This is a genomic window from Methylobacterium sp. ARG-1, from assembly GCF_001262595.1.
GTDB lineage: Bacteria > Pseudomonadota > Alphaproteobacteria > Rhizobiales > Beijerinckiaceae > Methylobacterium > Methylobacterium brachiatum.
Genome location: NZ_LHCD01000047.1, coordinates 1 through 19609, shown reverse-complemented (window position 1 = coordinate 19609; position 19609 = coordinate 1). Strand labels below are relative to the sequence as shown.

Sequence of the window (19609 nt, the reverse complement as noted above, 5' to 3'; positions counted from 1 at the left end):
GGGCCGCGTGTTCCACGCGCGCCGACCCTTGGAACTAGTCGATTTCGAAACGCGACCCGGCCGTGACGCGCGTGGCCGGGCGCCGATACAGCAGCGGCAGACGCGATGACGAGCCTGACCAACACGATCGGACCGGACGCACCGGCCCCGGCCTTCACGGCCGTCGGCGGCGACGTGCCGGACTATTTCGCCCTGCTCAAACCGCGGGTGATGGTCCTCGTCATCTTCACCGCCCTCGTCGGCATGGTCGTCTCACAAGGCCATGTGCAGCCGGCGATCGGCGTGATTTCGCTGCTGGCCATCGCGGTCGGCGCTGGGGCCTCCGGATGCCTCAACATGTGGTGGGACGCCGATATCGACGCCGTGATGACCCGGACCGCGCAGCGCCCGATCCCGGCCGGCCGGATCTCCTCCGAGGAGGCGCTCGGTTTCGGCCTGTTCCTGTCGGTGGCGTCCGTGCTGGTGCTGGGCCTCGCCGCGAACTGGCTGGCGGCGGGTCTGCTCGCTTTCACGATCGTCTTCTATGCCGTGATCTACTCGATGTGGCTGAAGCGGGCGACCGCGCAGAACATCGTGATCGGCGGCGCCGCCGGCGCGCTCCCGCCGGTGATCGGTCAGGCCGTGGTCTCGGGCTCGGTCGGGATCGAATCCCTGGTCCTGTTCGCGATCATCTTCATTTGGACGCCTCCCCACTTCTGGGCGCTCGCGCTGATCAAGGCCGAGGAATATGCCCGCGCCGGCATCCCGATGATGCCCAACGTTGCCGGCCCGGCCTCCACCCGCCGTCAGATCGTCTGGTACACCGTGTTCCTAGCCCCGCTCGGCCTCGTGCCGGTGGCCCTGGGCTTCGGCGGCCTGCTCTACGCGGTGATCGGCGTCGTCGGCGGCCTCGGCATGCTGGCCTTCAGCGTCCGCGTCCTGAAGAACCGCGAGGGCGAGGCCGAGAAGCGGGCCGCCATGGGCATGTTCGGCTTCTCGATCCTCTACCTGTTCGCGCTGTTCTCGGCGCTGCTGGCCGAGCAGAGCTTCGGCCTGTTCCGGCCGCTGGTCTGACCGCGATGCCGGATCCCGAGGTCCCGCAGCGTCAGCTCACCCCCGCGGAAGAGGCGCGGCGCCGCAAGCGTTCGGTGGCGATCGCCCTGGCGCTGGGCGCCTGGGTCCTGCTGTTCTTCGTGCTGACGATCGTCAAGCTCGGCCCGCAGATCCTCAGCCGACCGCTCTGAGGCGCACGATGACCCCATCCCGCCCCACATCCAACCGCGGCGCGCGACGCACGGCGATCGCCTGCGCCGGCCTAGCCTTCGGCATGATCGGTCTCGCCTTCGCGTCGGTGCCGCTCTACGACGCGTTCTGCAAGGCGACCGGCTATGACGGCACGCCGCGCCAGGGTCCTGCCCTGGCGAGCTCCGCGGCCCGTGCCGACGACAGCATGGTCGTCCATTTCGACACCAACGTTGCCCCCGGCCTGCCCTGGAAGTTCATTCCCGAGGCGAACAACGTCGAGGCGAAGCTCGGGGAGACCAAGACAGTCTTCTTCCGGGTCCAGAACACCAGCAGCAAGCCCTCGACAGGCGTGGCGACCTTTAACGTCCAGCCCGGCCTGATGGGCAGCTATTTCGTCAAGATCGCCTGCTTCTGCTTCAACGAGCAGACCCTCCAGCCGGGTGAGACGTTGGACGTGCCGGTGGTGTTCTACGTCGACCCGGCCGTCCGCGAGGATTCGAACACCGCGCATCTCTCCGAGATGACGCTGTCCTATACCTATTTCGCCTCGAAGAACGGCCAGCCGGTCACTGCGGCGGTCGCGACCACAGGGGCTTCGGGCACGAAGCGCGATTTCTGATAGCGCATGCGTGACAACAGAGGTCGGCACCGACTAAGTGTGCGGACAAGCTTGGGTGCCGTGTATGCGGCGCCCGGCCAAGAGCGATAGGCCGGATGCCGGGAACGGCGCGGGGCGTCAGGGTGAGGAGCGACGGGACGATGGCCGAGGCGCACGCCAAGAATCACGATTTCCATATTCTGAACCCGAGTCCGTGGCCGTTGATGGGCGCCTTCTCGGGCTTCCTGATGGCGTTCGGCGCCGTGTTCTGGATGAAGAGCCTCCAGATCGGCACGCTGACCCCCGGCCCCTACATTTTCGGCCTCGGCACGATCGGCGTGCTCTACACCATGTTCGCGTGGTGGAAAGACGTGGCGCACGAGGCCAACTCCGGCGATCACACGCGCGTCGTCCAGCTCCATCACCGCTACGGCATGATGATGTTCATCGCCTCCGAGGTGATGTTCTTCGTTGCGTGGTTCTGGGCCTACTTCGAGGCGGCCCTCTACACCGCCGACCCGATCCAGGTCTCCAGGGTCGAGTTCACCGGCGGCGTCTGGCCGCCGAAGGGCATCGAGGCGTTCGATCCCTGGCACCTGCCGCTGCTCAACACGCTGATCCTGCTGACCTCCGGCACCACCGTCACCTGGGCGCACCACGCCCTGCTGCACGGCGACCGCAAGGGCCTGAAATACGGCCTGTGGCTGACGATCATCCTCGGCGTGCTGTTCACCGCCTGCCAGGCCTACGAGTACAGCCACGCGGAGTTCGGCTTCTCCGGCAGCATCTACTCGTCGACCTTCTTCATGGCGACCGGCTTCCACGGCGCCCACGTCATTATCGGCACGATCTTCCTGGCCGTGTGCCTGTTCCGCGCCTATGCGGGCCAGTTCACGCCGCGCCAGCACCTCGGCTTCGAATTCGCGGCCTGGTACTGGCACTTCGTCGATGTCGTGTGGCTGTTCCTGTTCGCCGCGATCTACGTCTGGGGCTCGGGCGTCTTCCACGGCGCCGCGCACTGAAGCATCCATCCCGCCACCGCATGGCGGGCCTGTGAAAGGGCGGCTCAGGCCGCCCTTTTTCGTGTTCAACGCAGCGCGATCCCCATATCGGTGGAGACGGCCGGGCGGCGGCGCGAACGCGGCTTCCCGGGCCGGTCTGGAGTGTTGACGTGGACCAAAGAACCTACCCGCAGCCGCCGCCCGTCCCCACGGGTCTGCGCGGTCGGTGTCCGCGCTGCGGCGAGGGCCATCTGTTCCAGGGTTACCTGACCCTGCGCCCGTCCTGCGAGGCCTGCGGCCTCGACTATGCCGGCTTCGATTCGGCGGACGGACCGGCCTTCTTCGTTATGTCCATCGTCGGCCTCCTCGTGGTCGGCCTGGCTCTCTGGATGGAGATCACCTACGAGCCGCCGATCTGGGTCCACGCGCTGGTCGCCGGCACCCTGTCGATCGGCCTGAGTCTGGTCCTGGTCCGTCCGCTGAAGGGCATGTTGATCGCGCTCCAGTACAGCAACAAGGCCGAGCAGGGGCGCTTCGAGCAGTGAGCCGAGCTATGCCGCGCGCAGCCGCCTGGCGCGATCTCGTCGCGCCAGGCATCGCCTCCCTGATCGCCCTGGCGATCCTGCTCGGCCTCGGGATCTGGCAGATCGAGCGGAAGACCTGGAAGGAGGAGCTGATCGCGCGGATCGTCCGCCAGTCCAGGGCCGAACCGGTGGCGCCGCCGGCGCCCGACGCCTGGGATCCGGCGCGGGCCGAGTTCCGCCACGTGCGCGTGTCCGGCCACTTCGCCAATGATCGCGAAGCCCTGGTCCACGGTCTGGCGGCCGGCGAGACGCCCGGCCGGGCGCTGCAAGGTTATTACGTGATCACGCCGCTCGTGCGGACGGACGGCGGCACGGTCCTGATCAACCGCGGCTTCGTTCCGACCGAGCTGAAGGCCCAGGCCGATCGCAAGGACGGCTTGATCGAGGGTCCGACCACCGTGACCGGGATTCTCCGGGCCAGCGAACCTCGGGCGATATTCGTGCCGGAGGCGGATCCCGCCCGGGGCGAGTGGTTCAACCGCGACGTCACCGGCATCGCCGCCGCGCGCGGCATCACGGACGCGGCGCCTTACCTCATCGAGGCGGATGCGGTGCCGGGCCAGACGACGTGGCCCCGCGGCGGCCAGTTGAAGGTCGATCTGCCCAACAACCACCTGCAATACGCCTTCACGTGGTTCGCGCTGGCCGCCTGCCTGATCGGCGTCTTCGGGGTGTTCGCCTATCGCCGCCTGCACGATTCGGACGCGGACGGCACAGTCAAAGAATAAAGGCGCATCGGACGTAGGCTCCGGCAGAAGAATGCCATCCGGATCGCCGCTAAAACGGCATCGCCTTCCTTTGACCTGTGCCCTTTAAGCCAGAATACTTTGCGTGTTCCTGAGCAGTCGCGCAATCTGCATCCTGTATTCAGTTTGCCGCGACCCATCGCAGACGCTGCGGAGCAACGCCTCCGCGCGAACGAGGTAGCGCGCCATGACCGTAGGTTTCGTCCAAGACACCCCGCCTGATCCGATCCGCTTCGCCTATTGGGTGCCCAACGTCTCCGGGGGCTTGGTGATCAGCAAGATCCCGCAGCGCACGAGCTGGGACGCCGATTACAACCGTCGCTTGGCGCAGATCGCCGAGGAATCGGGCTTCGATTACGCCCTGACGCAGATCCGCTTCACCGCGGGCTACGGCGCCGAGTACCAGCACGAATCGGTGGCGTTCAGCCACGCGCTGCTGGCCGCGACGTCCCAGCTCAAGGTGATAGCGGCGCTCCTGCCCGGCCCCTGGCACCCGACGCTGGCGGCCAAGCAGATCGCCACGATCTCGCAGCTCACCAACGGCCGGATCGCGGTCAACATCGTGTCGGGCTGGTTCTCGGGCGAGTTCCGGGCGATCGGCGAGCCCTGGCTCGATCACGACGAGCGCTACCGCCGCTCCGAGGAGTTCATCCGCAGCCTGCGGGGGATCTGGACGCAGGACAACTTCACCTTCCGGGGCGATTTCTACCGCTACACGGACTACACCCTGAAGCCAAAGCCGGCCGATCCGCTGCCGGAGATCTTCCAGGGCGGTTCGTCCCGGGCGGCGCGCGACATGGCGGCCCGTGTCTCCGATTGGTACTTCACCAACGGCAATACGCCGGAGAACATCCGCGCCCAGGTCGATGACATCCGCGCCAAGGCCGCCGAGACCGGTAACCGCCCGCGCATCGGCGTGAACGCCTTCGTGATCGCCCGCGACACCGAGGAGGAGGCCCGCGCCGTCCTCCAAGAGATCATCGAGAACGCCGACCCGGATGCCGTGAAGGCGTTCGGCCACGAGGTTAAGAATGCCGGCAAGGCCTCCCCCGAGGGTGAGGGCAACTGGGCGAAATCGAGCTTCAACGACCTCGTCCAGTACAACGACGGCTTCAAGACCAACCTGATCGGCACGCCAGACCAGATCGCCGAGCGAATCCTGGCGCTCAAGGATGCCGGGGCCGATCTCGCCCTGCTGGCCTTCCTGCATTTCCAAGAAGAGGTCGCGTATTTCGGCGCCCATGTGATCCCGCGGGTCCGGGCGCTCGAAGCGGCGCGCGAGCGCCGCGCCGAGGCGGCCTGATCGCCGCGCCTGATCTCACCAGACGAAACCGTCCCATTCGGAGTGAGCCATGAACATCGCGGTCGATGCGCGCACGCTCGAAACCCGGACACGCCAGGGCGTCCCAGGCCCGGCGCGGCCGCCCTCCCCCGCCCACGTGATCCGTGACGATGCCGAGGCCCTGGCGGTGGCCCACCGCCTGGCCGCCGAGTTCCGCCCCAGTGTCGCGGAGCGCGACCGGAACCACGTGCGGCCCCTGGCCGAACTCGACGCCTTCTCTCAGAGCGGCCTGTGGTCGATCAACGTGCCGAAGGCTTATGGGGGCCCGGAGGTCTCCTACAAGACGCTGGCGCAGGTCATCGCGATCATCTCGGCGGCCGATCCGGCGATCGGGCAGATCGCGCAAAACCATCTGGGAATTGTGGCGGCGATCCGGACGGTGTCGGACGAGCCGCAGAAGCAGCTGCTGTTCGGGGAGGTCCTGCGCGGCACCCGGTTCGGCAACGCCTTCTCGGAGCGCGGGACCAAGCGGGCGGCCGATTTCGAGACGCGGTTCACCGATCACGGCGACCACGTGATCGTAAGCGGCCAGAAATTCTACGCCACCGGGGCGCTGTTGGCGCATCTCGTGCCGATCGTCGCCCTCGATGCCGAGGGCCGGGCCTGGTACGCTATCGCCGAGCGGGACGCGCCCGGGCTCAGCGTGATCGACGATTGGTCGAGCTTCGGCCAGCGCGGCACGGCGAGCGGCACGGTGCTGATCGAGGATGTCTGGGTGGAGAAGACCCACCTGGTCCCGGCCTGGAGGGGCTACGAGGCCCCGAGCGCGGACGGAGCGATCTTCCAGATCATCCAGGCAGCGGTCGATGCCGGCATCGGCCGCGAGGCCCTGAACGACACGATCCGCTTCGTGCGCCAGAAGGCGCGGCCCTGGATCGACAGCGGGCAGGAACGCGCTTCCGACGACCCCTACACGATCCAGGCGGTGGGCGACCTCACCATCCGCCAGCATGCGGCCGAAGCCCTGCTCGACAAGGCCGGGCTTGCCCTCGACGCGGCGGTGGCCCGGCCGGATGCGGAGAGCGTCGCCGCCGCGCAGCTCGCGGTCGCCGAGGCGAAGGTGCTGACCACCGAGATCGCCCTGGCCGCCTCCAACAAGCTGTTCGAATTCTCCGGCACCCGCTCGACGCTGGCCGTCGAGAATCTCGACCGGCACTGGCGCAACGCCCGGACCCATACCCTGCACGATCCGGTCCGCTGGAAGGTCGCCATCGTCGGCAACCACGCGCTGAACGGCGTCGCGCCGCCCTTCCACGCCTGGAGCTGAGCCGTGAACTGAAAATCCGTGTCGGCGTCCCGGCGGCAGGCTCCGGCGCGCCGACACGCTTGGTGTATCGGATGCGGAACCCGTGCGGTCAGAGGACCGGAAGGCCCCGGGCCTTGGCCTCCTCGCCGGGTTCGACATGGATGGTGACGACAGCGCCGGGAATCGTGGTTTCCAGGGCATTCTCCAGCCGGTCGCAGATGGCGTGCGAGGCCTCGACGGTCATGGTCCCGGGGACCACGAGATGGAAATCGATGAAGGTCGCCTGCCCGGCGGAGCGTGTCCGGACATCGTGGGCTTCCAGGGCGCCCTCCCCGTGGCGGGAGATCAGCGAGCGGATCTCGCAGACCATGTCGGCCGGCGCCGCCCGATCCATCAGCCCGTCGACCGATTCACGGACCATGCGGAAGCCGGACCAGAGGATGTTCAGCGCCACCAGACCGGCTACCGCCGGGTCGAGGATCGGATAGCCGGTCAGCCACACTGCGGCGACGCCGACGAGAACGCCGCACGAGGTCACGACGTCGGCCACGATGTGGCGCGCATCCGCGATCAGCGCCGGTGAGCGCCAGGCCCGGCCCCAACGCATCAGCGCCCAGGCCCAGGCGGCGTTGATCCCACCGGCGCCGAGATTGATGGCGAGGCCCAGGGCCGGCGCGTCGAGGGGCTTCGGCGCCAGCAGGCCGAAATAGGCCTCCCGCAGGATCAGGATCGCGGCCACGATAATGAGCGCGCCTTCGATCACCGCGGAGAAGAATTCCGCCTTGTGGTGACCGTAGGGATGCTCGGCGTCGGCCGGACGCGCGGCCACCCGCAGGGCCACGAAGGCGCCGACCGCCGCGACCACGTTGATGATGCTCTCGAGCGCGTCCGAGTAGAGCGCCAGGCTGCTCGTGAGCCAGGCCGCGTAGAACTTCAGCACGGTCACGACGAGGCCAATAACGGCGCTGAGGAGGGCTGCTTTCTGGGTCCGGTCCATGGGATGCGCCGATCACGGGTCGCCGTGCCCATACGGGATGCAGCTTGCCTCAGGCCACGGCAAAGCTTCGACGCTGGCGAAAGAGTCTTAGCTTCGGCTATGCCTCGGTGGGTTGTGCGGCTTGGTTCCGGGCGGCCTCGCGCTGGCGGCTGCGGTCGGCCTTGGCTCGCGCATCCGCCACCTTCCGCAGAAGCCGGCGCCGCTGCCAGCCGAAGCGCGCGGACGCCGCGATCGCCTCCAGGCGCGCCGCTTCGCGGTCCCAATAGCCGACGAGCTGGCCATCCAGGGTCACGCGACCGGTTCGGCTCGTCTTCACCATCGTGCTCAGTCCCGCGGTGAAGCCGGCTCGGCGGTTTCCGAGACGATCAGCGCCTCCGCGTCGCCGCGGAAGCTTCCCGCCCCGGTATTCGGCACCGGCACGGCCGGGCTGCCGAAGGGCTCGCTCGGGTAGGCCTCCTCGAACTTGGCGCGGGCGTTGTCCGGGTCCTCGGCTTTGAGGACGATCTGCTCGGTGCCGGGCAACGGCCAACGTGGATCGGCGGCATCGCGGGGTCGCACGGCGTACCAGGGCATATGTCGGGCCTCTCCCGCTTCGGTGAGGCGAGAACCGGCAGGGGTACGAACCGGTTCCGAGGTTGAAACCGCGTCCGGTTCGGTGCAGGCACCCGGCGATGCGTGTGGACCTGTTCGATTTCGATCTGCCGGAGAGCTGCATCGCCCTGCGCCCGGCCGAGCCGCGGGATGCCGGGCGGCTCCTCGTCGTGCGTCCGGGCGAAACGCTGGCGGACAGAAGCGTGCGCGATCTCCCCGATGCGCTCCGGGCCGGCGACGCCTTGGTCTTCAACGATACGCGGGTGATCCCGGCGCGCCTCATCGGCGTGCGCACCCGCCCCGGCGCTCCGGGGCAGCGCACCGAGGTGATGCTGCACCTGCGCGAAGCGCCGGCGCGCTGGCGCGCCTTCGCCCGGCCGGCCAAGCGCCTGACGGTCGGCGACGCGCTTCAGTTCGGCAACCTTCGCGCCACCGTCTTCGAGAAAGGCGAGGCCGGCGAGATCGTCCTCGATTTCGACCGCGCCGGCGCAGAGCTCGACGCCCAGATCGCGCTGGAAGGCGCCCTGCCCCTGCCGCCCTACATCGCCGGCAAGCGCCCCACCGACGCCCGCGACACGACCGACTATCAGACCGTCTATGCCCGCCATCCCGGTGCCGTCGCCGCGCCGACCGCGGGGCTGCACTTCTCCGATGACCTGCTGGCGGCGATCGACGCAGCCGGCCTGCAGCGGCACCACGTCACCCTGCATGTCGGCGCCGGGACGTTCCTGCCGGTCAAGGCGGACGATACCGAGGGCCACAGGATGCATGCGGAGGTCGGCATCCTCGATGCCGAAACCGCCGCCGCACTCAACGCGGTCCGGGCCGCCGGCGGCCGGATCGTCGCGGTGGGCACGACGGCCCTGCGCCTGCTGGAGAGCGCCGCGAGCCCCGAAGGCACGCTCTCGGCGTTCTCGGGGCCGACGGACATCTTCATTACGCCCGGCTACCGGTTCCGCGCGGTCGATGCGCTCGTGACCAATTTTCACCTGCCGCGCTCGACGCTGTTCATGCTGGTCTCGGCCTTCTCGGGCCTCGACACGATGCGGGCGGCCTACGCGCACGCGATCCGGAGCGGCTACCGCTTCTACTCCTACGGCGACGCCAGCCTGCTGTTTCCGGGCCCGCGCGCGGGCATGCCATGACCGAGACCGTGCCCTTCGGCTTCACCCTGTACGGGCAGGACGGCAACGCCCGGACCGGCGAAATCGCGACGCCGCGCGGAAACATCCGCACGCCGGCCTTCATGCCCGTGGGCACCGCCGCGACCGTCAAGGCGATGTATCCCGGTCAGGTCCGGGAACTCGGCGCCGACGTCGTGCTGGGCAACACCTACCACCTGATGCTGCGCCCCGGTCCCGAGCGGATGGCGCGGCTCGGCGGCCTTCACACTTTCATGCATTGGGACCGGCCGATCCTGACCGATTCGGGCGGCTTCCAGGTAATGTCGCTCTCGGCCCTGCGGAAGATCGACGAGCAGGGGGTGACCTTCCGCTCGCATATCGACGGCACGGCCCACCACATGAGCCCGGAGCGCTCGATCGAGATCCAGGGCCTGCTCGGGTCCGACATCCAGATGCAGCTCGACGAGTGCGTGCGCCTGCCGGCCGAGCATGCGGCGATCGAGAAGGCCATGCACCTGTCTCTGCGCTGGGCGGAGCGCTGCCGCGTGGCGTTCGGCGAGCAGCCGGGCAAGGCGATGTTCGGCATTGTCCAGGGCGGCGACGTCCCGGCGCTCCGCGTCGAGAGCGCCCGCGCCCTGACCGACCTCGACCTGAAAGGCTACGCGGTCGGCGGCCTCGCGGTGGGCGAGCCGCAGGCGGTGATGTTCGCCATGATCGAGACCGTGGAGCCGCATCTCCCGCAGGCCAAGCCACGTTACCTGATGGGCGTGGGCACGCCCGATGACATCCTGGGGGCGGTCGCCCGCGGCATCGACATGTTCGACTGCGTGATGCCGACCCGGGCCGGCCGCCACGGCCTCGCCTATACACGCAACGGCCGGGTCAACCTGCGCAATGCCCGCCACGCCGAGGATACGGCGCCGCTGGACGAGACCTCGTCCTGCCCGGCCGCGCGGGACTATTCCCGGGCCTATCTGCACCATCTCGTCCGGTCGAACGAGATCCTGGGCATGATGCTGCTGACCTGGAACAACCTCGCCTACTACCATGACTTGATGGCAGGGGCCCGGGCGGCGATCCGCGAGGGGCGTTTCGCGGATTACTGCGCCAGCACCCGGGAGGGCTGGGTGCGGGCCGAGCGCGCCGCCGCCGGATAGGCGCGTTATGGGTGGGCCAGGACCCGGTAAAACCCGGCCGGGTCGCCGGCGCCTGCGCTGACGGCCTCTCTGAGGCCCGCCACGATCCGCGCCGCCACTGGCAGGCGGTAATGCAGCGCGTCCCAGTAATTCGCGTCCTGCGTGGTCACGGGCGAGGCTATGCGGAAATCGACCACGACGGCCCTGTGTTCGGCACCGATCGCCGCGACACGGGCTTTGCAGGCCTGCTCCCGCCGGCCCGCCGGGGTGTCGGCCGCGCCCTGCGCAGCCGCGTGGACCGGCATGAAGACGATGAGCTTCAAGGCGTTCTGCGGCACGCCTCCAAGGAGCGCATCGAGCCGTGCGAGCGCGGGCATCGGGGCATCCGGCCGGTCGGAGGATGCCGCCGAATCGAGGGCGCCGGTCCGGATATGCGCACGGGCACGCGCGGCATCGTACAAAGCCTCGGGCGGCGTGAAAATGGCGTAGCCGTCGGGGCGGATTCGCGGGCGCGTTAGGCCGAAGCGCGCGAGCCCCGCCTGCGTGGCGATCGTGAGCGAACGCAGACTGAACTGATGCAGGACGCCCCAGGGGGTGCCGGTCTCGTAGAGCCAGTCCGGAAAGGCGTTGGCGGTGCGGGCCGGCGGATCAGCAGCGCACCAGGTCGTGTCGAGGCCGAACAGGACCGCCTTCACCGGCCGGTGAGTAAGGAAGAGTTCAGCCAGGCGGATCTGCTCGTCCGGGGTTGCGGCGTTCATGGCCAGATTGGCGAAGCGCGCGTCGAAGGCGGTATCGAGGGCGGCGGGGTCAAGCAGCCGCGCCGTCGAGGTCCCGAACACCGCGGCATCGAACGCACCGCCCCGGGCGATCTGCGGGTAGGAGAGCCGCTGGTTCGTGTCCAGGATCGGGCCCGGCGGATGACCGGGGGCCGCACGCAGGCCGTAGGGGTCAAGGAGCGCGATGCCGAGCAATGCGGCGAACCCTAAGACAGCCGCGCCGATCAGAAACAGCCGTGCAAAGCCGGCCCAGACAGCAGGCGACGTCTCGACGTGGCGGAGACCGGCTTGTGTTTCAGAGGCCATAGGCAGGCCGCATACAAGGTTCGACGGAGGCCGTCGCCCTCGGTCGAACCGCTCCCGCCGAGCAGGCTGCACCGGTCAGCTCAAGACGGTGAGGTCGACAGATCTGTCCGAAAGCATCGCCAAGCGCCGGCGAGCACGTTCCAGGTAACGCGATCGAATCAACACTGCGATAAGGCGGGAAGACCTCCGCTCCATGAAGGAGCTTGGTCGGAGTGGCAGGATTTGAACCTGCGACCCCCACGTCCCGAACGTGGTGCGCTACCAGACTGCGCTACACTCCGAAGGCCGAATTGCGTCTCCGCAACTGCCGGCAGCGGGCTTATAGCCGCGCCTTTCCCGTACCGCAAGGCCGGTGTTGGGCTATCTGTGCAGACGGTTCGGCCAGTCCTGCGCCAGATGCCGGACCGCGATGGCGGCCGCGCTGGATTGCACCGCCGCCGTGGCTGCGTAATCCGGTCCGGCATCGATGTCGGCGAGGGTCATTGCGCCGCCGTCGGTCATACGCAGAAGGCGAGCGGGCGCGGGCGGCACGCTGACGCTGAAGCGGGCGAGTGGCAGTGACAGGCCGGAGCCCAAGGCTTTCACCACCGCCTCCTTCCGGGTCCATAGGCCGAAGAAAGCCGCGTTGATCGCCTGCGGGGGCTGTGCCGCCAGGGCTGCGGCCTCGTCGGACGCGAAGTGCCCGCGTGCGATGCGCAGGACGTCCGGGATGGGCCGGATCTCCTCGACATCAACACCGATGGCTGCATCCCGCGCGAGTCCGACGAGGGCGCGTCCCCCGGAATGCGACAGGTTGAAGCCCACGGACCCTTCGACGAGCTCGGGCTTGCCGGCAGCGTGGGACGTCAGGCGGATGTCGCCCGGCGGGATGCCAAGCGCTTCGCCGAGGATCAGCCGAAGGGCTGCATGGCTCGCCTGATAGCGGGCGCGATCGGCCGGACGGAGGAATCGGGCGGCACGATCACGCTCCTTTGCGTCGAGCACAGTGCCGCAGCGTTCGAGCTGCGCGGCTGAGAGCGCGAGATCGACGATCCAGACTTCGGCCGCGCTCACGGGACGCCTCCCGGCAGAGCGGCGCAGGCTGTAAGGTGCTTGTGACGAAGCGGCACGGGTTCGGGTCCGGTGACGGCGGGGGAAGGAGCATCGTCGTGCGGCAGCGGACCGGCAAGTGCATTGCGCCTTGAGCGCCGGGTCCGATCGGGGATGGCTGCAGGCTCCGAATCTGGCCGGGCGGCGCGCCCGCTACGGTGTGTTCTTCGCGACCTATCTCTACCAGGGCCTGATCGCCGGATTCTCGCTGACCGCTCTGGCCAATCACTTGGCCGCGCACGGCGTCGCCGCAACGGAAGTCGGGTTTCACTTCGCCCTGGCCGGCCTGCCCTGGACGCTGCAGCCGATCCTGTGGGGTCCGCTGGTCGATCGCTCAGGGGATCGGCGCATGGGCCGGCGCCGGCCCTTCGCGGTGGCGGCGATCCTCGGGTGTCACGCGACGATCGCCCTGATGTTGCTGCTCGGGGCCGATCAGGTCGGCCTGCTCGGTCTCGCCTTCCTGGTCCATAGCCTGTTCGCGTCCCTGCTCGACACCGCCTGCGACCGGCTGATCATGGATTACGTCCCCGCGGCCGAGCTCGGCCGGGTCAGCGCTTGCACGCGGGCCGGGTTCGTCGCCGGGACCAGCCTCAGCGCCGCCGGTCTCGGATGGATGCTGGCGGGCTACGGGCTGAGTGTGAGCCTGTCCGCGCTGCTTGCGGCCGGCCTCCTGGCGAGCCTGCCGATGCTTTTCGTGCGCGAAGCACCCGGCGATGCGCTGCTGCATGTCGCCAGGCGCGGGCCGCCGCCGCGGCGCGTGCCGTTCTCGCGTTTCCTGCGCCGTCTCGGCCTCGCCCTGCGGCGGAAGCGGGCCCTGCAGCTGCTCGCCCTCTGCTTCGGCCTCGACGCCGCCCTCGGGTTGTTCGAGCTGCCCTTCTCGATCGACCTGCTCCAGGGCCGGGGCTGGGACCCGGCGACCCTGTCCCGCCTCCAGGCGGGTCTGGCACTCGTGAGCGGCACCGCGGGCGCCTTCGCGATCGGCCTGTGGTCGGATCGTGCCGGGCCGGTGCGGCCCCTGCGGGCCCTGCTGCTCGCGAGCGTCGTGACCTTCGTGCTGGCCGGCATCCTGATCGCGGCCGGCCTGCTCGGGTCGGCCGCCCCCCTGGTCCTGGCGCTCACCCATGCGCTGCCGGGCGTGCTGATCGTCGCGCTGATGCCGGCCCTGCTCCAGGCCAGCCGCGGCAGGGCCGGCGCCGCGACGCAGTTCGAGGTCTACATGGCGGCGATGAACCTCGGCTCGGTCGCCGGCACGGCGCTGTCGGGCTGGCTCGTCCCGGTGCTGCCGTTGGCGGCCCTGAGCGGCGTGGTCGCCGCGATGTTCCTCGGCGCCTTCCTGCTGGTCGGGCGCGGCGATCTGCTCGCCCCCCGCGGTTGAGAGAAGCGGGGATGCCGCCCAGCCACAGGCTCCCGTAGGGCCCGCGATGCGCTAGAACGCCCCCATGCCAACCGCAAAGCCCGATACGCCCAAGCTCGATCTCACCGCCGAGGAGGCGCGGAGCGAGCACGCGCGGGTCTCGGACGCGATCCTCGAGGCCGACCGTCTCTACTACCAGGAAGACGCGCCCGAGATCTCGGATGCGGAATACGACCGCCTGCGCCGCCGCTTGGAGGAGATCGAGACCCGTTTCCCCGATCTCGCCGGGACCGGTGCCGCGAGCACGTCGGTGGGCGCGAAGCCCTCGGAAAAGTTCGCCAAGGTTCGGCATCCCGTGCCGATGCTGTCCCTGGGCAACGCCTTCGACACGGAGGAAGTCTCCGAGTTCGTGGCCCGCGTCCGGCGCTTTCTCGGCTGGCCCGACGAGACGCCCCTCGCCTTCACGGCCGAGCCCAAGATCGACGGCCTGTCGCTGTCGCTGCGCTACGTGAACGGCAAGCTGGACACCGCGGCAACCCGCGGGGACGGCGAGGTCGGCGAGAACGTCACGGCCAACGCCCGCACGGTCCAGGACATCCCGGCGGTTCTCGGAGGCTCCGGCTGGCCGGAGATCTGCGAGGTACGCGGCGAAGTCTACCTGTCGCATGCGGATTTCGCCGCGATCAACGCCCGCCAGGAAGCCGCCGGCAAACCGCTCTTCGCCAATCCGCGCAACGCCGCTGCCGGGAGCCTGCGCCAGCTCGATCCGAGCATCACCGCCTCCCGCCCGCTGAAATTCTTCGCCTATGCCTGGGGCGAGCTGTCGGGACCGATCGCCGACACGCAATTCGGCGTTCTTCAGCGCTTCGCCGCCTGGGGCCTGCCGGTGAACCCCCTCACCCGGACCTTCACCGATATCGAGGCGATGCTCGGCCATTACCGGCAGATCGAGGCGGACCGCGCCGGGCTCGGCTACGACATCGACGGCGTCGTCTACAAGGTCGACGACCTCGCGCTGCAGAAGCGGCTCGGCTTCGTCTCGCGCTCGCCGCGCTGGGCCCTGGCGCACAAATTCGCCGCTCAGGAAGCCACGACGATCGTGGAAGACATCGTCATCAATGTCGGCCGCACCGGCTCGCTCAATCCCCTGGCGAAGCTGCGGCCCGTGACGGTGGGCGGCGTCGTCGTGTCCAACGCGACCCTGCACAATGAAGGCTACGTGAAGGGTGTGGGCGCCGACGGCGAGCCGATCCGCGACGGTCGCGATATCCGCGTCGGCGATACGGTCACGGTCGTCCGCGCCGGCGACGTGATCCCGAAGGTGATGGATGTCGACCTCACCAAGCGCCCGCCCGATTCGAAGCCCTACGCCTTTCCCGAGACCTGCCCGGCCTGCGGCAGCCGCGCCGTGCGCGCGGTCAACCCGCGCACCGGCCGCCCCGACGCGATCCGGCGCTGCACCGGCGGCCTGATCTGCCCGGCGCAGGGTGTCGAGCGGCTCAAGCACTTCGTGTCGCGCAACGGCTTCGACATCGAGGGTTTCGGCGAGACCTATATCGAGGTCCTGTTCGAGGCCGGGCTGGTGCGCCAGCCCGCCGATCTGTTCCGGCTGGATTTCGAGACGCTGAAGGCGGCGGTCGTGGCGCGGCGCGAGGCGCTCTCGGCCGAGCGTCGCGCCGAGGCCGGGGCCACCGAGCCGCCGAAGAAAGCCGCCAAGAAAAAGGGCGAGGAGGAGGACAAGGCGATCAAGAACCTGCTGGCTGGGGTCGAGGCCCGCCGCCGGGTTCCCATGAACCGTCTGCTCTTCGCGCTCGGCATCCCGCAGATCGGCGAGGCCACCGCGAAGGCGCTGGCCAAGCGCTTCCCCGACATGCCGACGCTGATCGCAGCCATCAAGGAGGCAGCGGCCGTCCAGCCCGGTCCGGACTGGGTCGAGCTGACCGCCGTGCCGCGGGTCGGCGGCACGACCCGGGACCGGCTGCTCGATCTCGGCTTCCCCGACGACGCACCCTCCGACGGGCCGCGCGCGCGCCTCAGCGCGCCCCAGCGCGATAACCTGCTGAAACATTACGGCGACGCCGATGCCGTTCGGGCTGCCCTCGCCCGCGCCGCCGAACAGACGCCCGGCGATGCCTACCGGCTGTTCGCCGACGACGGCGAGATCGGGCCGGTCGCGACCGATGCGCTGAACCTGTTCTTCTCCGAGCCGCACAATTCCGACGCCGTCGCGGCCCTGCTCGAGGAGGTGACGGTCGAGCCCATGGAGCGGCCGGCCGCTGCTTCGGCCTTTGCCGGCAAGACCGTGGTCTTTACCGGCACCCTGGAGAAGATGACCCGCAACGAAGCCAAGGCGGTGGCCGAGCGGCTGGGCGCGAAGGTCTCGGGATCGGTCTCGGCCAAGACCGACCTCGTGGTCGCGGGCCCCGGGGCCGGCTCGAAGCTCAAGGACGCGGAGAAGCACGGCGTCCGGGTCGTGTCGGAAGACGATTGGCTGGGGATGGTGGCCCAGGGTTGATGCGCGAGTCGCGCGGGCTTAGACCGGTTAGGAACACCCCGAGAACGTTCCCCGGCATGGTCCACCCGCGATGACCGTCCTGGCCCTCGACTTCGAGACGGCCAACGAGCGGCGCGACAGCGCTTGTGCGGTGGGTCTCGCCTGGATCGCGGACGGGCGCATCGTCCGCCGGGAAAGCCACCTGATCCGCCCGCCGGAAATGCGGTTCTCGCCGGGCAACATCCGGGTCCACGGCATCCTGCCGGCCAACGTCGCCGACCAGCCGGATTTCGCCGGCGTGATGGCGCCCTATCTCGGCGACCTGACGCGCGGTCTGATCCTCGCCCACAATGCCAGTTTCGATATCGGCGTTCTGCGCGCCGGTCTGGCCCGCGCCGGCCTGCCGGTGCCGGCCCTGTCCTATCTCTGCACGGTCCAGATCTCCCGCCGGGTGTTTCCGGCGCCGGAGGGGTGCGGTCTCGGCAAGGTCGCCCGGCGCCTCGGCATCCGGTTCGAGCACCACGATGCCGGCGAGGATGCCTATGCCTGCGCGGCGATCGCGTTGGCGGCCATGCGCCAGACCAAGACGCCGGACGTCCACGGCCTCGCCGCGGCGATCGGCATGCCGGTCACCCGTGTGACCAGCGGTCCGCCGCTCCCCCGCCGGGCTCCGGGGGCGATCAGCAACCGCGCCATGGCCGCTTTCCCAGCGGCGCCATCGGCGTTGAGCTTTGCCATACGGGGATCGACAGGCAACCGGTACGATGTCGTGTTGGAGGAGCGGGCTGGCGGGCCACAGCTGCGCTGTAGCTGCACGGCCGGCCGCTACGGCATGCGGTGTCGCCACGTGAAGGCGCTGGAGGTCGGGGACATCACCGACCTGCTGTCCGACAATGCCGCCGACGTGGAGCTGCTGGCCCGCATGCTCGGCGCGCGGGCGCGGGTCCTGGGCGTCGCCTGAGCAGATCGGGGCTTCGCCCGCGTTCCATCCTTCGCCGACAGCCGCGCTTTCGGCGCAATGAGCCATCTGAGTTCGGCAGGAGGGGGATGCCATGCGAACGAGCGGATTGATCGGCGGGATGAGCTGGGAAAGCACGGCGGAGTATTACCGGATCCTCAACCAGGGCGTGCGCAATCGGCTTGGGCCGACCGCTTCGGCGCGCTGCGTGTTGTGGTCGTTCAACTTCGCTGAGATCGAGGACCTTCAGCACCGGGGCGATTGGGACGGGCTGACGACACGCATGGTCGATGCCGCCCAGCGCCTCGAAGCCTGCGGCGCCGAGCTGCTGCTGATCTGCACCAACACGATGCACCGGATGGCGCCCGCAGTTGAGGCCGCCTTGCGCGTGCCCCTCCTCCACATCGCCAATCCCACGGCGGAGCGGATCAAGGCGGCCGGTTTCCGGAAGGTCGGGCTGCTCGGCACCGCCTTCACGATGGAGCACGCCTTCTACAGAGGCCGGCTGGCCGAGCGGCACAGCCTGGACGTCCTCGTGCCGAACCCGGACGACCGGGCGGTGATCCACCGGATTATCTACGCGGAGCTAGTATCCGGGACGGTGTTACCCGCGTCGCGCGAGGCTTATCGCGCCATCATGGCCCGCCTGGTCGAGGACGGTGCCGAGGCCATCATCCTGGGCTGCACGGAGATCATGCTTCTCGTCCAGGCGGCGGACAGTCCCGTCCCGCTGTTCGACACGACTGCGCTTCATGCCGAGGCGGCGATCGAGATGGCCTTGGCCGGCTGAACGCGCGCGCCGGGCGATCAAGCCCCGTCGAGGCAGCTCCGGAACGCCGCGACCGCACGGTTGATGTCATCCGCGCCGCCCCCGATGCGATCGGGAACGGCGCATAGGCTCCGGCTAGCCGCTCAGTCTCGCGCCGCCGTCAGAACATATCAGGCCGCGCGCTTCTCCCGGCCGTAGAATGTCCCGCCCTGCTCGGCCATGGCCGCCAAGGTGTCGGGCACCCGGAACCGAGATCCATGCTTGGCCTCCAGACCACGGGCGAGTGCTACGAAGGCATCCGCGCCCATGAAGTCGATGTAGGACAAGGTGCCGCCCGTGAACGGGGCGAAGCCGAAGCCGAGAATAGAGCCGACATCGGCCTCTCGGGGATCGGTGACAATTCCCTCGCCGAATGTGCGCGCAGCCTCGAGCGCCTGGACCACCAGCAGCCGCTGCTTCAGCTCGTTGAAATCCACCGCCTCCGGCTCGAGGCGGTTGGGTTGCAGCTCCGCCAGGCCCGGCCACAGGCGCTTGGTCGCGCCCTCCGGGTAATCGTAGAACCCCTTCCGGTTTTTGCGCCCGAGCCGGCCCTGGCCCTCGACCATGGCGGTGAGGATCGCCTTCTGGGCCGGGTCGACCGCCCCCGCCCCGACCTGCGCCTCGGTGGCCTTGGCGATCTTGAGCACGAGATCGAGGGCGACCTCGTCGTTGAGCGAGAGCGGGCCCACCGGCATGCCGGCCTGGCGCCCGGCGCTCTCGATCATGGCGGGCGGCACGCCCTCGGCCAGCATCTTGTGACCCTCGAGGATGTAGGCGCCGACGCAGCGGTTGGCGAAGAAGCCGCGGGCGTCGTTCACGACGATCGGGGTCTTCTTGATCAGCCGCACGTAATCGAGGGCGGTGGCGAGCGCGGCGTCGCCGGTGGCCTCACCCTTGATGATCTCGACCAGCATCATCTTCTCGACGGGCGAGAAAAAGTGGATGCCGACGAACCGATCCGGCCGCTGCGAGTTCTTCGCCAGGCCGGTGATCGGCAGTGTCGAGGTATTGGAGGCGAAGATCGTGTCGGGGCCGATTACCGCCTCGACCTTCTGGATCACCTCGGCCTTGACCGTGGGGTCCTCGAAGACCGCCTCGATCACGAGGTCGCAGCCCGCCAAAACGGCATAATCCGCCGTGGGGGTGATCCGTCCCAACAGCGCGTCCCGATCGGCGGTCTTGGCGCGCCCCTTGTTGATCTGGCCGGTGATCAGCGTGTGGGCGTAGGCCTTGCC

At 69.1% G+C, this 19609-nt stretch carries 20 protein-coding genes and 1 tRNA gene; 14 read left to right on the top strand and 7 right to left on the bottom strand.

The window, feature by feature from the left end:
• Positions 1 to 105: 105 nt before the first annotated feature.
• The 8 genes from AKJ13_RS27595 to AKJ13_RS27560 all read left to right on the top strand — a co-directional run bounded on the left by AKJ13_RS27595 (position 106) and on the right by AKJ13_RS27560 (position 6762).
• Positions 106 to 1053 carry a heme o synthase gene (locus AKJ13_RS27595; RefSeq protein ID WP_050736197.1) on the top strand — a complete coding sequence of 316 codons (948 nt, stop codon included), beginning with the start codon at positions 106 to 108 and terminating at the stop codon, positions 1051 to 1053.
• Positions 1054 to 1058: 5 nt separating this feature from the next.
• Positions 1059 to 1223, top strand: coding sequence for a hypothetical protein (locus AKJ13_RS32390; protein ID WP_007561732.1), 165 nt, complete (start codon positions 1059 to 1061; stop codon positions 1221 to 1223).
• A gap of 8 nt (positions 1224 to 1231) precedes the next feature.
• On the top strand, positions 1232 to 1843 hold the full coding sequence (locus tag AKJ13_RS27585; RefSeq protein WP_050736196.1) for a cytochrome c oxidase assembly protein: 612 nt from the start codon (positions 1232 to 1234) through the stop codon (positions 1841 to 1843).
• A gap of 140 nt (positions 1844 to 1983) precedes the next feature.
• On the top strand, positions 1984 to 2844 hold the full coding sequence (locus AKJ13_RS27580) for a cytochrome c oxidase subunit 3 (RefSeq protein ID WP_007561728.1): 861 nt from the start codon (positions 1984 to 1986) through the stop codon (positions 2842 to 2844).
• Between the two features lie 149 nt (positions 2845 to 2993).
• On the top strand, positions 2994 to 3368 hold the full coding sequence (locus AKJ13_RS27575) for a DUF983 domain-containing protein (RefSeq protein ID WP_050736195.1): 375 nt from the start codon (positions 2994 to 2996) through the stop codon (positions 3366 to 3368).
• 8 nt (positions 3369 to 3376) lie between these two features.
• Entirely contained in the window at positions 3377 to 4135 is a 759-nt protein-coding gene (locus AKJ13_RS27570; protein WP_050736194.1) for an SURF1 family protein, read from the top strand.
• Positions 4136 to 4340: 205 nt separating this feature from the next.
• Positions 4341 to 5456: a dimethylsulfone monooxygenase SfnG gene (gene sfnG, locus AKJ13_RS27565; RefSeq protein WP_050736193.1), complete on the top strand. Its 1116-nt coding sequence runs from the start codon at positions 4341 to 4343 to the stop codon at positions 5454 to 5456.
• 49 nt (positions 5457 to 5505) lie between these two features.
• Positions 5506 to 6762: an SfnB family sulfur acquisition oxidoreductase gene (locus tag AKJ13_RS27560; protein WP_050736192.1), complete on the top strand. Its 1257-nt coding sequence runs from the start codon at positions 5506 to 5508 to the stop codon at positions 6760 to 6762.
• Positions 6763 to 6850: 88 nt separating this feature from the next.
• On the opposite strand, the gene AKJ13_RS27555 is transcribed toward AKJ13_RS27560, so the two are convergent.
• The 3 genes from AKJ13_RS27555 to AKJ13_RS27545 all read right to left on the bottom strand — a co-directional run bounded on the left by AKJ13_RS27555 (position 6851) and on the right by AKJ13_RS27545 (position 8311).
• Positions 6851 to 7738: a cation diffusion facilitator family transporter gene (locus AKJ13_RS27555; RefSeq protein ID WP_050736191.1), complete on the bottom strand. Its 888-nt coding sequence runs from the start codon at positions 7736 to 7738 to the stop codon at positions 6851 to 6853.
• 97 nt (positions 7739 to 7835) lie between these two features.
• Entirely contained in the window at positions 7836 to 8057 is a 222-nt protein-coding gene (locus AKJ13_RS27550) for a hypothetical protein (protein ID WP_050736190.1), read from the bottom strand.
• Between the two features lie 5 nt (positions 8058 to 8062).
• A complete protein-coding gene (locus AKJ13_RS27545) occupies positions 8063 to 8311 on the bottom strand; it encodes a hypothetical protein (RefSeq protein WP_007561717.1) in 249 nt (82 codons plus the stop codon).
• Positions 8312 to 8409: 98 nt separating this feature from the next.
• Here AKJ13_RS27545 and queA point away from each other — a divergent pair, with 98 nt between their 5' ends.
• Together queA and tgt are read left to right on the top strand one after the other, a co-directional pair.
• The gene (queA, locus tag AKJ13_RS27540) at positions 8410 to 9474 is read left to right on the top strand and encodes a tRNA preQ1(34) S-adenosylmethionine ribosyltransferase-isomerase QueA (RefSeq protein ID WP_050736189.1); all 1065 of its coding nucleotides are present in this window, start codon (positions 8410 to 8412) and stop codon (positions 9472 to 9474) included.
• Positions 9471 to 10610: a tRNA guanosine(34) transglycosylase Tgt gene (tgt, locus tag AKJ13_RS27535; RefSeq protein WP_050736188.1), complete on the top strand. Its 1140-nt coding sequence runs from the start codon at positions 9471 to 9473 to the stop codon at positions 10608 to 10610. Before queA ends, tgt begins: the two co-directional genes overlap by 4 nt.
• Before the next feature lie 5 nt (positions 10611 to 10615).
• On the opposite strand, the gene AKJ13_RS27530 is transcribed toward tgt, so the two are convergent.
• The 3 genes from AKJ13_RS27530 to AKJ13_RS27520 all read right to left on the bottom strand — a co-directional run bounded on the left by AKJ13_RS27530 (position 10616) and on the right by AKJ13_RS27520 (position 12724).
• Positions 10616 to 11671, bottom strand: coding sequence for a hypothetical protein (locus AKJ13_RS27530; RefSeq protein ID WP_050736187.1), 1056 nt, complete (start codon positions 11669 to 11671; stop codon positions 10616 to 10618).
• Between the two features lie 204 nt (positions 11672 to 11875).
• Positions 11876 to 11952 (bottom strand) — tRNA-Pro (locus AKJ13_RS27525).
• 79 nt (positions 11953 to 12031) lie between these two features.
• Positions 12032 to 12724: a 4'-phosphopantetheinyl transferase superfamily protein gene (locus AKJ13_RS27520; protein ID WP_050736186.1), complete on the bottom strand. Its 693-nt coding sequence runs from the start codon at positions 12722 to 12724 to the stop codon at positions 12032 to 12034.
• Between the two features lie 127 nt (positions 12725 to 12851).
• On the opposite strand from AKJ13_RS27520, the gene AKJ13_RS27515 reads away from it, so the two are divergent.
• The 4 genes from AKJ13_RS27515 to AKJ13_RS27500 all read left to right on the top strand — a co-directional run bounded on the left by AKJ13_RS27515 (position 12852) and on the right by AKJ13_RS27500 (position 18356).
• Positions 12852 to 14135: an MFS transporter gene (locus AKJ13_RS27515; protein ID WP_244471764.1), complete on the top strand. Its 1284-nt coding sequence runs from the start codon at positions 12852 to 12854 to the stop codon at positions 14133 to 14135.
• A 64-nt stretch (positions 14136 to 14199) separates the two neighbouring features.
• The gene (ligA, locus tag AKJ13_RS27510) at positions 14200 to 16629 is read left to right on the top strand and encodes an NAD-dependent DNA ligase LigA (protein WP_050736184.1); all 2430 of its coding nucleotides are present in this window, start codon (positions 14200 to 14202) and stop codon (positions 16627 to 16629) included.
• A gap of 70 nt (positions 16630 to 16699) precedes the next feature.
• Positions 16700 to 17569 (top strand): 3'-5' exonuclease, encoded by an 870-nt coding sequence (locus AKJ13_RS27505; protein ID WP_050736183.1) that lies wholly within the window; start codon positions 16700 to 16702, stop codon positions 17567 to 17569.
• Positions 17570 to 17660: 91 nt separating this feature from the next.
• Complete coding sequence (locus AKJ13_RS27500) at positions 17661 to 18356, top strand: aspartate/glutamate racemase family protein (RefSeq protein ID WP_050736182.1); 696 nt, start codon at positions 17661 to 17663, stop codon at positions 18354 to 18356.
• 149 nt (positions 18357 to 18505) lie between these two features.
• Here the strand turns inward: AKJ13_RS27500 and AKJ13_RS27495 are convergent.
• Positions 18506 to 19609: 3-hydroxyacyl-CoA dehydrogenase NAD-binding domain-containing protein (locus AKJ13_RS27495; RefSeq protein ID WP_244471763.1), on the bottom strand; the 1104-nt coding region annotated here is incomplete at its 5' end.

Excerpts from the sequence above, each read along its gene's own strand:
- AKJ13_RS27595 (WP_050736197.1), top strand. The coding sequence starts at position 106 with ATGACGAGCCTGACCAACACGATCGGACCGGACGCACCGGCCCCGGCC.
- AKJ13_RS32390 (WP_007561732.1), top strand. The coding sequence starts at position 1,059 with ATGCCGGATCCCGAGGTCCCGCAGCGTCAGCTCACCCCCGCGGAAGAG.
- AKJ13_RS27585 (WP_050736196.1), top strand. The coding sequence starts at position 1,232 with ATGACCCCATCCCGCCCCACATCCAACCGCGGCGCGCGACGCACGGCG.
- AKJ13_RS27580 (WP_007561728.1), top strand. The coding sequence starts at position 1,984 with ATGGCCGAGGCGCACGCCAAGAATCACGATTTCCATATTCTGAACCCG.
- AKJ13_RS27570 (WP_050736194.1), top strand. The coding sequence starts at position 3,377 with ATGCCGCGCGCAGCCGCCTGGCGCGATCTCGTCGCGCCAGGCATCGCC.
- sfnG (WP_050736193.1), top strand. The coding sequence starts at position 4,341 with ATGACCGTAGGTTTCGTCCAAGACACCCCGCCTGATCCGATCCGCTTC.
- AKJ13_RS27560 (WP_050736192.1), top strand. The coding sequence starts at position 5,506 with ATGAACATCGCGGTCGATGCGCGCACGCTCGAAACCCGGACACGCCAG.
- AKJ13_RS27555 (WP_050736191.1), bottom strand. The coding sequence starts at position 7,738 with ATGGACCGGACCCAGAAAGCAGCCCTCCTCAGCGCCGTTATTGGCCTC.
- AKJ13_RS27550 (WP_050736190.1), bottom strand. The coding sequence starts at position 8,057 with ATGGTGAAGACGAGCCGAACCGGTCGCGTGACCCTGGATGGCCAGCTC.
- AKJ13_RS27545 (WP_007561717.1), bottom strand. The coding sequence starts at position 8,311 with ATGCCCTGGTACGCCGTGCGACCCCGCGATGCCGCCGATCCACGTTGG.
- queA (WP_050736189.1), top strand. The coding sequence starts at position 8,410 with ATGCGTGTGGACCTGTTCGATTTCGATCTGCCGGAGAGCTGCATCGCC.
- tgt (WP_050736188.1), top strand. The coding sequence starts at position 9,471 with ATGACCGAGACCGTGCCCTTCGGCTTCACCCTGTACGGGCAGGACGGC.
- AKJ13_RS27530 (WP_050736187.1), bottom strand. The coding sequence starts at position 11,671 with ATGGCCTCTGAAACACAAGCCGGTCTCCGCCACGTCGAGACGTCGCCT.
- ligA (WP_050736184.1), top strand. The coding sequence starts at position 14,200 with ATGCCAACCGCAAAGCCCGATACGCCCAAGCTCGATCTCACCGCCGAG.
- AKJ13_RS27505 (WP_050736183.1), top strand. The coding sequence starts at position 16,700 with ATGACCGTCCTGGCCCTCGACTTCGAGACGGCCAACGAGCGGCGCGAC.
- AKJ13_RS27500 (WP_050736182.1), top strand. The coding sequence starts at position 17,661 with ATGCGAACGAGCGGATTGATCGGCGGGATGAGCTGGGAAAGCACGGCG.